The sequence below is a fragment of the Spirilliplanes yamanashiensis genome, from assembly GCF_016863475.1.
Lineage (GTDB): Bacteria > Actinomycetota > Actinomycetes > Mycobacteriales > Micromonosporaceae > Spirilliplanes > Spirilliplanes yamanashiensis.
In genome coordinates this window covers 136,471-147,507 of the sequence record NZ_BOOY01000029.1, presented here as the reverse complement: position 1 = coordinate 147,507, position 11,037 = coordinate 136,471, and the positions used below count along the sequence as shown (strand labels likewise).

At 75.1% G+C, this 11,037-nt stretch carries 12 protein-coding genes; 7 read left to right on the top strand and 5 right to left on the bottom strand.

Going from position 1 to position 11,037, the window contains the following annotated elements:
• Positions 1-377 precede the first annotated feature (377 nt).
• The 7 genes from Sya03_RS31160 to Sya03_RS20630 all read left to right on the top strand — a co-directional run bounded on the left by Sya03_RS31160 (position 378) and on the right by Sya03_RS20630 (position 5,076).
• Positions 378-1,436, top strand: coding sequence for a DUF881 domain-containing protein (locus tag Sya03_RS31160; protein WP_370872168.1), 1,059 nt, complete (start codon positions 378-380; stop codon positions 1,434-1,436).
• Positions 1,437-1,479: 43 nt separating this feature from the next.
• A complete protein-coding gene (gcvH, locus tag Sya03_RS20655) occupies positions 1,480-1,863 on the top strand; it encodes a glycine cleavage system protein GcvH (RefSeq protein ID WP_203939988.1) in 384 nt (127 codons plus the stop codon).
• A 228-nt stretch (positions 1,864-2,091) separates the two neighbouring features.
• The gene (gene odhI, locus Sya03_RS20650) at positions 2,092-2,538 is read left to right on the top strand and encodes an oxoglutarate dehydrogenase inhibitor Odhl (protein WP_203939987.1); all 447 of its coding nucleotides are present in this window, start codon (positions 2,092-2,094) and stop codon (positions 2,536-2,538) included.
• 50 nt (positions 2,539-2,588) lie between these two features.
• Positions 2,589-3,248 carry a transcriptional regulator FtsR gene (ftsR, locus tag Sya03_RS20645; protein WP_203939986.1) on the top strand — a complete coding sequence of 220 codons (660 nt, stop codon included), beginning with the start codon at positions 2,589-2,591 and terminating at the stop codon, positions 3,246-3,248.
• Between the two features lie 154 nt (positions 3,249-3,402).
• Positions 3,403-3,867, top strand: coding sequence for a bifunctional nuclease family protein (locus tag Sya03_RS20640; RefSeq protein WP_203939985.1), 465 nt, complete (start codon positions 3,403-3,405; stop codon positions 3,865-3,867).
• A 173-nt stretch (positions 3,868-4,040) separates the two neighbouring features.
• Positions 4,041-4,625 (top strand): MerR family transcriptional regulator, encoded by a 585-nt coding sequence (locus tag Sya03_RS20635; protein ID WP_239107714.1) that lies wholly within the window; start codon positions 4,041-4,043, stop codon positions 4,623-4,625.
• A 13-nt stretch (positions 4,626-4,638) separates the two neighbouring features.
• Positions 4,639-5,076, top strand: coding sequence for a DUF3291 domain-containing protein (locus tag Sya03_RS20630; protein ID WP_203939984.1), 438 nt, complete (start codon positions 4,639-4,641; stop codon positions 5,074-5,076).
• Here the strand turns inward: Sya03_RS20630 and Sya03_RS20625 are convergent.
• The 5 genes from Sya03_RS20625 to Sya03_RS20605 form a co-directional block, all read right to left on the bottom strand.
• Positions 5,073-5,858, bottom strand: coding sequence for an ABC-2 membrane transporter-related protein (locus Sya03_RS20625; protein ID WP_203939983.1), 786 nt, complete (start codon positions 5,856-5,858; stop codon positions 5,073-5,075). The two genes, Sya03_RS20630 and Sya03_RS20625, sit on opposite strands and share 4 nt — an antisense overlap.
• Complete coding sequence (locus Sya03_RS20620; RefSeq protein WP_203939982.1) at positions 5,855-6,739, bottom strand: ABC transporter ATP-binding protein; 885 nt, start codon at positions 6,737-6,739, stop codon at positions 5,855-5,857. Before Sya03_RS20620 ends, Sya03_RS20625 begins: the two co-directional genes overlap by 4 nt.
• Entirely contained in the window at positions 6,729-7,160 is a 432-nt protein-coding gene (locus Sya03_RS20615; protein WP_308442161.1) for a GntR family transcriptional regulator, read from the bottom strand. Before Sya03_RS20615 ends, Sya03_RS20620 begins: the two co-directional genes overlap by 11 nt.
• Positions 7,161-7,385: 225 nt before the next feature.
• The gene (locus tag Sya03_RS20610; RefSeq protein WP_203939981.1) at positions 7,386-8,345 is read right to left on the bottom strand and encodes a phosphotransferase family protein; all 960 of its coding nucleotides are present in this window, start codon (positions 8,343-8,345) and stop codon (positions 7,386-7,388) included.
• 134 nt (positions 8,346-8,479) lie between these two features.
• Positions 8,480-10,981, bottom strand: coding sequence for a DEAD/DEAH box helicase (locus tag Sya03_RS20605; RefSeq protein WP_203939980.1), 2,502 nt, complete (start codon positions 10,979-10,981; stop codon positions 8,480-8,482).
• Between the last annotated feature and the right edge of the window lie 56 nt (positions 10,982-11,037).

The following is an 11,037-nucleotide window of genomic DNA, read 5'->3' as shown; positions in this document are numbered from 1 at the left end:
ACGCCCCTGACGCCCCGGACGCCCCGACCGTGCCGATGAAGGCCCGCCGCCCGGACCCGGCGCCGGCTCCCGACCCGGACCCGCCCGCTCCCGAGGCCACGGCGGCGACCGAGGCGGTCGCGCCCACCCCGGCGCAGGCGGCGGCCCCGGACGGCGACCCGGCCGAGGACCCGGCCGAGGACCCGGCCCCTCCGGCGCCGGATCCCGGCCCCGCCCCGACCCCGGACCTCGACCCGGCCGCGACCCCGGCTTCCGGCGCGACCGCGACCGCACCCGCCGGCGCGGCCCCAAACCTCGCCGCGACCCCGGCCTCCGGCTCGGCCGCGGGCCCGGACCCCGCCGCGACACCGGCCCCGGACCCCGGCCCGGCCACGAGTCTGGAGCCGCCGGACCAGCCCGCGCCCCCGGCCGCCGACCCGGCCGCCGACCCCGCGACCGGCCCGGCCACCGGCTGGCCCGCGGCCACGGCGCCGGACCCGGCCGCCCCCGCGACGCCCGACCCCGCACCCCAGCTCGAACCGCCCACCGGTGACCCCGCCGGGGACCCCGTCGGCACGGGCGCCGGGGTGGTGCACGGGCCCGGCCCGTATCCCGCCTCGGTCACCGAGTCCGCCGCCGTGGCTTCCGGGGCGGCCGAGCCCGTACCCCCGGCGGTGGGCGAACGCACCGTGCAGCTCGATCCCGGGGTGGTGGCCGCGGCGACCGCGGACGCCCCCGCCCAGGAGCCGCCGGCGGCGGCGGGCAAGGGGTTCTGGTCGTCGGGCACGGTGCTGATCGGGCTGCTGCTGGCGCTGTTCGGGTTCATGTTCGTGGTGCAGCTGCGCAGCAGCAGCACCGACGAGGGCCTCGGCGCGGCCCGCCAGGAGGACCTGGTCCGGATCCTGTCCGACCTGAACGCCCGGGAGCAGCGGCTCAGCGAGGACATCCGGGCGCTGGAGGAGACGCGGTCGCGGCTGGCGTCCGGCGTCGAGGGCCGGCAGGAGGCGCTGGCGCAGGCGGAGAAGCGGGCGCAGGAACTGGGCCTGCTCGCGGGCACGGTGCCGGCGCGCGGGCCGGGGCTGCTGGTGACGATCAGCAGCGGGAGCGACAAGCCGGCGGCGAAGCTGCTCAACGCGGTGCAGGAGCTGCGCGGCGCCGGCGGCGAGGTCATGCAGCTCACCGGGGCGAACGGGGTGGTGGTGCGGGTCGTGGCGTCCACCGCGTTCGTCGACACCGCCGACGGCATCCTGGCCGGCGGGCAGAAGGTGACCGGGCCGTACGAGCTGCGCGTGATCGGTGATCCGGAGGTGATGGACACCGCCCTGAACATCCCTGGCGGGGTGGTGGCCGACGTGAGCAGGGACGGCGGTACGGTGAACACGGTCAAACGCGACGTCGTCGACGTGACGGCGACGCGCGAGCCGACGGCCCTGCGGTACGCGCGCCCGGTGAACTGACGGGGCGTGCCCGACTCTTGGCGCGACGACGGAGGAACGCCCGGTGATCCCTGAGGATCTGCGGTACACGGCCGAGCACGAGTGGGTGTCCGGCGACGGCTCGGGCCCGGTGCGGGTGGGCATCACCCACTTCGCGCAGGAGGCGCTCGGCGACATCGTGTTCGTCCAGCTGCCCGAGGAGGGCACGGCCGTGCAGGCCGGTGAGTCGCTGGGCGAGGTCGAGTCGACCAAGAGCGTGTCGGAGATCTACGCGCCGCTGGCGGGCACGGTGGTGGCCCGCAACGCGACGCTCACCGACGAGCCGGAACTGATCAACGCGGAGCCGTACGCGGCGGGCTGGCTCGTGGAGATCGTCCCGGACGACGCCGGGGCGGTGTCGGCGCTGCTGGACGCCGCGGCGTACCGGGAGCTGACCGAGCAGTCGTGAGTGTGGCGCGCGTCGCCGTCGCGCCTGCCCGCGCGCCTGGTTGCCCCGTATTTCGGGCATGACTAGGCTCCCCAGGAACACAATTCCGCAACTTCTCGTAACCGACAGTCGTGCGTCCGGGAGCCACCCGGCAGCGGCGACGGGGTGCCGCACGCCGGGCCTGCGCCCGGCGGCAGCCCGCTCCGCCCGGCGCCGACCGCTGACCCAGATATATGAGGTGGTCTGACGATGACGCGCCCCGACGACGAGTTCCCCCCACTCGACGTCACGTCCACGCTCAACCTCGGTGCGCTCGACGAGGTGCTCGACGGCCCCGACGCCGATGTGGTGCCGGCCCGCATGTCGGGCTCGCTGCCGCCGGGGATGGCTCTGCTCGTGGTGCGCCGCGGGCCGAACGCGGGCGCCCGGTTCCTGCTGGACCACGACGTGACCACCAGCGGCCGCCACCCGGACAGTGACATCTTCCTCGACGACGTGACGGTGTCGCGCCGCCACGCCGAGTTCCACCGCGACAGTGGCACCTTCACGGTTCGCGACGTCGGCAGCCTCAACGGCACCTACGTCAACCGCGAGCGCGTCGAGGCGGCCACGCTGAGCAGCGGTGACGAGGTCCAGATCGGCAAGTTCCGGCTGGTCTTCATCGCCGGTCCGAAGCCGGAGGACGGCGGGGCGTGAACCCGTCCGGGGCGGCGGCGCAGGGTCCCGGCGCGCGCTCGCATCCGCTGATGACCATCGGCGAGGTGCTCGGGCACCTGCGCGCCGACTTCCCCGACACGACGATCTCGAAGCTGCGGTTCCTGGAGGCCGAGGGCCTGGTGGAGCCGCAGCGCACCGCGTCCGGGTACCGCAAGTACTCGTGGGACGACGTCGACCGGCTGCGCTTCGTGCTGACCGCGCAGCGCGACCAGTACCTGCCGCTCAAGGTGATCCGCGAGCAGCTGGAAACGCGCGACGCCGGCCCGCGGCAGCGGCCCGCGCTGGTGGCGGTGGGGTCGCCGGCCGAGGCGGCCCCCGACTCGCGGGTGGCGCGCGCCGACCTGGTGGAGCGCACCGGCGTCGGCGAGCCGATGCTGGCCGAGCTGGAGAAGCTGGGCCTGGTGAGTTCGCGCCCGCCGGGCTGGTACGACGCCGACGCGGTGATCATCGTGGAGGCGGTGGCGGGGCTGTGCCGGCACGGCCTGGAGCTGCGCCACCTGCGCGCGTTCCGGGCGGCCGCCGACCGCGAGGTGGGGCTGTTCGCGCAGCTGCTGGCGCCGGTGGTGCGGCAGAAGGACCCGGCGGCGCGGGCCCGCGCGGCGGAGACGGCGCGCGAGCTGACGGCGCTGTCGCAGCGGCTGCACGCGGCCCTCGTGCGGGCCGGGCTCGACGACGCGCTGGGCCGCTGACGGTGGGGGCGTCCGTGCCGCGCTGCGCTCCCGCGCGGCGTGTACGGTGCAAGGAGGGCGGACAGCGACCCGGCACGATCGCGGCGATTGCCGGGGCCGTACGGGGGAAAGCCGACGCCGACGAGGGCGGCACGAAAACGACACGGAGGCGGCGGTGCGTGAGCTGAGCGTGGTCGGGGTTCGGGTCGAGCTGCCCAGCAACCAGCCGATCGTCCTGCTCCGGGAGGTCGAGGGCGACCGATACCTGCCGATCTGGATCGGCGCGGTGGAGGCGACCGCGATCGCCTACGAGCAGCAGGGCGTGAAGCCGGCCCGGCCGTTGACCCACGACCTGCTGCGGGACATCCTGACGGCCCTGCAGCAGCCCCTGAAAGCGGTGGAGATCACCGAGCTGAAGGAAAACGTCTTCTACGCCGACCTGCTCATCGGCGAGAACGTGCGAGTGTCGGCGCGGCCGAGCGACTCGATCGCCCTGGCGCTGCGGGTCGGCGCGCCGATCCGGTGCGCCGAGCAGGTCCTCACCGAGGCGGGTATCGTCATCCCCGACGAGCAGGAGGACGAGGTCGAGAAGTTCCGCGAGTTCCTCGACCAGGTGCGGCCCGAGGATTTCGCCGGCTGATCGGTTGTCGCCCGAAGGACTGACATCGGAGGTTCCTGCCCGGTCGTCCGAATGCGGCGTGTCGTGGTGTTGCCTCCCCGGTCTGCGATGCTCTGCGCTATACGCTCGAGCCGTATCCGGAGCCGGCGCACGGTCGTGACGCGCGCGGCACCGCACAGCGGGGAGGTTGTCGCATGAACGACGAGCCACGCGATCCTGAGCCTGGGACCCCGGCCGGCGGCGTCGACGCCGTGGTCGGCGAGGACGGTGCCGTCGGCTACCGCGGCGTGACCGCCTGCCACGCGGTCGGCATCAGCTACCGCCAGCTCGACTACTGGGCCCGCACCACGCTCGTCGTGCCGAGCATCCGCGACGCGTCCGGGTCCGGCACCCAGCGGCTCTACTCGTTCCGCGACCTGGTCGTGCTGAAGGTCGTCAAGCGCCTCCTCGACGCGGGCGTCTCCCTGCAGAACATCCGCAAGGCCATCGAGACGCTGCGTTCGCGCGGCGTCGACGACCTCGCCGGCATCACCCTCATCTCCGACGGCACCACCGTGTACGAGTGCCGCTCGCCCGAGGAGGTCGTCGACCTGCTCCAGGGCGGCCAGGGCGTGTTCGGCATCGCCATCGGCGGCGCGTTCAAGGAGATCCAGGGCTCGCTGTCGCACCTGCCCGCCGAGCCGGCCGCCACCCCGACCCCGGTCGGCGCCGAGACCCCGGACAAGCCCGCCGCCGGCGACGAGCTCGCCGCCCGCCGGGCCCGGCGCCGCGCCGGCTGACCCACCCCCGCACGTGCCCGAGCTGGCCCAGGTGAACGTGGCCCGGCTGCGCCCCGGCGCCGACCTGGAGACGTTCCGGGCCGGCCTGGAACCGGTGTTCCGGCGGGCCCGCGAGGCGCCCGGCTTCGTCTGGCACCTCGGCGAGGACTCCGACGTGCCGGTCCGCGACGGCATGCTGGTGAACGTGTCGATGTGGCGCAGCTACGACGACCTGTACGCCTTCACGTACCGCCAGGCCGACCACACGGCCTTCCTGCGCCGCCGCGCCGAGTGGTTCCTGCCGCCGGAGCCGCCGGTGACGGCGCTGTGGTGGATGCCCAGCGGCCGCCGGCCCAGCCTGTCCGGGGCGCTGCGCCGGCTGGCGGCCCTGCGCGCCGACGGCCCCACGCCGCGGGTGTTCTCGCCCCGGCACCGGTTCACCCCGGACGGCCAGCCGGTCACCACGGGCTAGCGCCCGCCGCGCACCCCGACCCGCGGCGCCACCAGCACCGCCGCGGCGGCCCCGGCGGCCACCACCGCGGCGACCAGGTAGCCGAACGGGTCCAGGGCGGAGATGTCGTCGGTGAACGAGCCGCCGCCCGGCTCCGGCGCGCCGGTCAGCAGGGTCAGCGGGTACAGCAGCAGGGCGGCGACGAGGCTCGCGGCCATGACCGCGAACGGGGTGCCGGCCGCGGTCGCCACGAGGGTGCGCAGGGTGCGGCCGGTGCCCAGGCCCACCAGCCCGGCGAGCGTGACGGCGACGACCGCCTGCGCCGTCATGAAGCCGGGACTGTTGACGTGCAGCAGCTGCAGCAGCTCGTAGGTGTCGTTGGCGAGCACCGTGTAGCGGGTGGCGACGAGCCGGTGCGCCGCGGCCACCGACCCCGCGCACAGCACGGCGGCGGCCAGCGCCCAGCCGAACGTGGTGAGCACCCAGCGCCGCCGCGACACCGACTGGGTCAGCACGAACGCCTCGGTGTCCTGCTCGCGGGCGGGCGCGAACGTGCCGACGCCGAGGATCAGCCCGAGCAGGGCCGGGGCGAACGCGGCGACCAGCTCCAGGCCCAGGACGGCGTCCAGGGCGGCGCCCTGCGGGTAGCAGACGTTCGGGTCGAGGCAGCCGGGCACCTCGGCGGCGTCCAGCCCGCCCTGGACGACGCCGGCGGCGTAGCCGACGTAGCCGAGGCAGGCGGCGGTGACGGCGGCGGCCACCAGCAGGTACGGGCGCAGCAGGCGCAGGGCGAGCCAGGTCATGCGGCGGACACCTCCGGGGCGGGCTGCGGCCGGTCGGCGCGCAGGTGGGCGAGCAGCAGCTCCTCCAGGGTGGGCCGGTGCCACGCGACGGCGGTCCCGCCCGGCGGCGGGCCGGCGGCCCGGACCAGGGCGGTGAACTCGGCGCCGTCGCGGCGCAGCTCCACCACGTCGTGACCGGCGAGCGCGGCGGCGTCGCGGGCCGGGCCGACGGCGAGCCGGTGGGCGTCCAGCGCCGCCTCGACGGGGGCCGACAGCACCGCCCGGCCGCCGGCGAGGACGACGACGTGGTCGCAGACGCTCTCGACGTCGGCCACGACGTGGGCGGACAGCAGCACGGTGACGCCCCGCTCGGCCACCTCGCCCATCAGCGCGCCGGTGACCTCGGCGCGGGCGACCGGGTCGAGGCCGGCCAGCGGCTCGTCGAGGATCAGCAGGTCCGGCCGTTTGCCGAGGGCCAGGGCGAGCGCCAGCCGGGTCCGCTGGCCGGTGGACAGCGCGCCGACCCTGGCGCGGTCCGGCAGCGCCGCCGCGTCGGCGAGCCGGCGGGCGTGGGCGGCGTCCCAGCGCGGGTTGAGCCGGGCGCCCAGCCGCAGCGTCTCGGCGACGGTCAGGGTCCGGAACAGCGGGGCGTGCTGGGCGACGAACCCGATGCGGCGCAGTACGTCCGGCCCCGCCGGCCGGCCGAAGACGCGGACGGTGCCCCGGTACGGGCGCAGGACCCCGGCGGCGGCGCGCAGCAGGGTGGACTTGCCGGCGCCGTTGCGGCCGACCAGCGCGGCGACCGCCCCGGCGGGCACGCCGAGGGTGCAGTCCTTCAGGACGGTCGCCGCCCCGAAGTGGTGGCCGACGCCCTCGACGGCGAGCGCGATGTCATCGGGCATCGTTAACGGCCCCCTTCCGGTCCTGGGCGTGGTCGGCGGCCTCGGCGGCGGCTTCGGCGAGTAGCGCGTGCATGTCCGGGTCGTCCAGGCCGGCGGCGCGGGCGCGGCCCACCCAGGCGGCCAGGTCCTTCCGCAGGCCGGGCACGTCGGCGGGCGGGCTGGGCAGCGCCGCGCGGACGTACGTGCCGGACCCCTGCCGGGGCTCGACCAGCCCGGCGGCCTCGAGGTCGCGGTAGGCCCGCAGGACGGTGTTCGGGTTGACGCCGTGGCGCTCGGCGACCTCGCGGGCGGTGGGCAGCCGGTCGCCCGCGCCGAGCCGGCCGGTCCGGACGGCCTGCCGGACCTGCAGCACGAGCTGCGCGTACACGGCGGTGCCGGAACGCCGGTCGATCCGGAAGCTGATCATCACGACCAAGTCCACTAGTCCATTAGTGGAATGAGTATCTGGACCCGACCCCGCGGTGTCAACCGCCGTCGATGGCGCACCTCCATCGGAGGGCGAGGGCCCGTGCAGCGGAGCCCACGCGAGGCCGAGGCGTCGGCCGCGCCGGCGGGCGGCCGCGGCCAGGTCGGCGGGCACCCTCCGCGCGAGTGGCGGGCACGCGGCGGCGTCAGGCAGGCGGGGTGGCGCCGCCGCCGCGCCGGGTCACGGCGGGGTGAGGGCGGTCAGTTCGGCGCTGAGCAGGCCTTCGAGCAGGTCGCGGCGGCCCCGGTCCGTGGTAATGCCGCGGCTGGGCATCTCGACCAGCATGAGCAGGTACAGGTGGGTGCGGTAGAGGGCGAGGCGCCGCCGGTCCAGGCGCAGCGGCGCGCCGGCGGAGGCGTAGCCGCGCAGCAGCGGGTGGCCGGGCTCGTCCTCGATGCGGCGGAACAGGGCGGGGGAGACGAGGTCGAGCAGCGGGTCGCCGTACAGGTGGCGTTCGCCGTCGACGAGGCCGGTGAGGCGGCCGTGCTCGGTGAGGACGTTGCCGTCCCACAGGTCGACGTGCAGCAGCGCCGGGCGGTCGACGGCGGCCAGGACGGGGGCGTGGCGGGCGACGGTGGCGCGGATCAGGGCGTCGGGCACCGGCAGCCGCACGCGCCAGGTCTCCGCGTCGGCGAGCAGGTCGTCGATGATCGCGGCGAAGGCCGCCGGCCAGGTGTCGGCGGCGGTCCGGCCGGCGCCGGTGTAGCCGAAGCGGTCGCCGGTGACCGTGTGCAGGCGGGCCAGGGCGGCGCCGAGCTCGAAGCGGGCGGTGGCGGTGTCGGAGGGGTCGGCGAGCTCGCTGAGCGGGCGCCCGGGCAGCCGGCGGGTCAGCAGCCAGTCGTCGCCCGCGGCCAGCACCTCGGGCACCGGCACGCCGGGTACCCGGTCGGCGACGAGCCGGAAGTAGCGGGCCTCGGCGGCGGCGATGCCGGCCTCGTAGCGCAGCAGGTGGACGCCGGGCGGCGGGCCGACCTTGAGGACGACGTCGCGGCCGTCGGTCAGGCGCAGGCCCCAGACGGCGGCGAACCCGCCGCCGCCCAGCTCGGCGGCCGCCTCGATGCCGGCGGCGTCGCCGAGCGCGGCGCGCAGGTAGCCGGTGAGGTCGGTGGGCGTGAGCGCCCGCTGCGTCGGACTCCGCATACCTATCTTCCTAGGATGCCTTACGCGGTGCGATGAGCACCGCTGATCATGCCCGACCGCCACCGGCGCCGACACCCCGGCGGGGGACCGGATTCACGGAAACCGGTACCCCGCAACGGAAAGCGACGCACCCGTCAGCGCGGGCCGACCTCCAGGACCCGGACGACCGCCGCGCCCGCCTCGTCCGACGCCGCCAGGTCGACCTCCGCGGCGATGCCCCAGTCGTGGTCCTCGGCCGGGTCGTCGAAGATCTGCCGGACGCGCCACGCGCCCGGCGCCTGCTCGATCACCAGCAGCGCGGGGCCGCGGGCCGCCGGGCCGGTGCCCAGCTCGCCGTACTCCTCGAAGTAGCCGGCCATCGCGTCGGCCCAGGCGTCGGCGTCCCAGCCGGCGGCGGCGTCCAGCTCGCCCAGCTCGTCCCAGCGGCGCAGCGCCGCCAGCTCGACCCGGCGGAACAGCGCGTTGCGGACCAGCACCTTGAACGCCCGCAGGTTGCGGGTGACCGCGGGCGGCTTGTCGTCCACCTCGGCCTGCACGGTCTCCGGCTCCGGGTTGCGCAGCCGCTCCCACTCGTCGAGCAGGCTGGAGTCGACCTGCCGGACCGTCTCGCCCAGCCACTCGATGAGGTCGCCGAGCGTCTCGTCGCGGGCGTCCTCGGGGACGGTCTGGCGCAGCGCCCGGTACGCGTCGGCCAGGTAGCGCAGCACCAGCCCCTCGGACCGGGACAGGCCGTAGAACTGCACGTACTCGGCGAACGTCATGGCGCGTTCGTACATGTCGCGCACCACCGCCTTGGGCGACAGCTCGTAGTCGGCGACCCACGGGTGGCCGCGCCGGTACGACTCGTACGCCACGTCGAGCAGCTCGGCCAGCGGCTGCGGCCAGGTGACCTGCTCCAGCAGCTCCATGCGCTGGTCGTACTCGATGCCCTCGGCCTTCATGGCGTTCACGGCCTCGCCCTTGGCCTTGAACAGCTGCGCGGACAGCACCTGCCGCGGGTTGTCCAGGGTGGCCTCGATGACGCTGACGACGTCGAGGGCGTACTCGGGCGACTCGCGGTCCAGCACCTCCAGCGCGGCGAGCGCGAACGGCGACAGCGGCTGGTTGAGCGCGAAGTCGAGCTGCAGGTCGACGGTGAGCCGGACCTGGCGGCCGTCGGGTTCCGGCTCGGGCAGCCGCTCGACGACGCCGCCGGCGAGCAGCGCCCGGTAGATCTGGATGGCCCGCTTGATGTGCCGGCGCTGCACGGCCGGCTCGTCGTGGTTGTCGGTGAGCAGGTGGCGCATGGCGGCGAACGGGTCGCCGGGCCGGGCGATGACGTTGAGCAGCATCGCGTGCGACACCTGGAACGAGCTGGTCAGCGGCTCGGGCTCGGCGGCGACGAGCCGGTCGAAGGTGGGCTGCCCCCAGCCGATGGTGCCCTCGGGCGGCTTCTTCTTGACGACCTTGCGCCGCTTCTTCGGGTCGTCGCCGGCCTTGGCCAGGGCGCGCTCGTTGTCGATGACGTGCTCGGGGGCCTGCACCACGACGGAGCCGACGGTGTCGAAGCCGGCGCGCCCGGCCCGGCCGGCGATCTGGTGGAACTCGCGGGCCTTGAGCAGCCGGGTGCGCACGCCGTCGTACTTGGACAGGCCGGTGAACAGCACGGTGCGGATCGGCACGTTGATGCCGACGCCGAGGGTGTCGGTGCCGCAGATGACCTTCAGCAGGCCGGCCTGGGCCAGGGTCTCCACCAGGCGCCGGTACTTGGGCAGCATGCCGGCGTGGTGCACCCCGATGCCGTGGCGCACCAGCCGGGACAGCACCTTGCCGAAGCCGGAGGTGAACCGGAACGTGCCGATCGCGGCGGCGATGGCGTCCTTCTGCTCCCGGGTGGCCAGGTTGACGCTCATCAGCGACGACGCCCGCTCCAGGGCGGCGGCCTGGGTGAAGTGGACGATGTAGACGGGCGCCTGGTGGGTGGTCAGCAGCTCCTCGACGGTCTCGTGCATCGGCGTGGTGACGTACGAGAACAGCAGCGGGACGGGGCGTTCGGCGTTGGCGACGACGGCGGTCTGCCGGCCGGTGCGCCGGGTCAGGTCCTTGGCGAAGAACCCCACCTCGCCGAGGGTGGCCGACATCAGCAGGAACTGCGCCTGCGGCAGCTCGATGATCGGTACCTGCCACGCCCAGCCGCGGTCGGGCTCGGAGTAGAAGTGGAACTCGTCCATGACGACCTGGCCGACGTCGGCGTGGCGGCCCTCCCGCAGGGCCAGGTTCGCCAGGATCTCGGCGGTGCAGCAGATGATCGGTGCGTCGGCGTTGACGCTGGCGTCGCCGGTGAGCATGCCGACGTTCTCGGCGCCGAACACCTGGCACAGCGCGAAGAACTTCTCGCTGACCAGCGCCTTGATGGGCGCGGTGTAGAAGGTGGTGCCGCCGCCGGCCAGGGCCGCGAAGTGCGCGCCGGTGGCCACCAGGCTCTTGCCGGAGCCGGTCGGGGTGTTGAGGATGACGTTCGCGCCGGTGGCCAGCTCGATGAGCGCCTCCTCCTGGTGCGCGTACAGGCTCATGCCCTGCTCACCCACCCACGTCGCGAAGGCGTCGTAGACGGCGTCGGGTTCGGCGGTGCCGGGCAGGCGGCTGGTGAGCGTCATGATGCCCCGATCATGCCTCAAGTCGGGTCCGTCCCGGCCGATGGGCCTCGCTGTCC

Excerpts from the sequence above, each read along its gene's own strand:
- odhI (WP_203939987.1), top strand. The coding sequence starts at position 2,092 with ATGACGCGCCCCGACGACGAGTTCCCCCCACTCGACGTCACGTCCACG.
- ftsR (WP_203939986.1), top strand. The coding sequence starts at position 2,589 with ATGACCATCGGCGAGGTGCTCGGGCACCTGCGCGCCGACTTCCCCGAC.
- Sya03_RS20635 (WP_239107714.1), top strand. The coding sequence starts at position 4,041 with ATGAACGACGAGCCACGCGATCCTGAGCCTGGGACCCCGGCCGGCGGC.
- Sya03_RS20625 (WP_203939983.1), bottom strand. The coding sequence starts at position 5,858 with ATGACCTGGCTCGCCCTGCGCCTGCTGCGCCCGTACCTGCTGGTGGCC.
- Sya03_RS20620 (WP_203939982.1), bottom strand. The coding sequence starts at position 6,739 with ATGCCCGATGACATCGCGCTCGCCGTCGAGGGCGTCGGCCACCACTTC.
- Sya03_RS20610 (WP_203939981.1), bottom strand. The coding sequence starts at position 8,345 with ATGCGGAGTCCGACGCAGCGGGCGCTCACGCCCACCGACCTCACCGGC.
- Sya03_RS20605 (WP_203939980.1), bottom strand. The coding sequence starts at position 10,981 with ATGACGCTCACCAGCCGCCTGCCCGGCACCGCCGAACCCGACGCCGTC.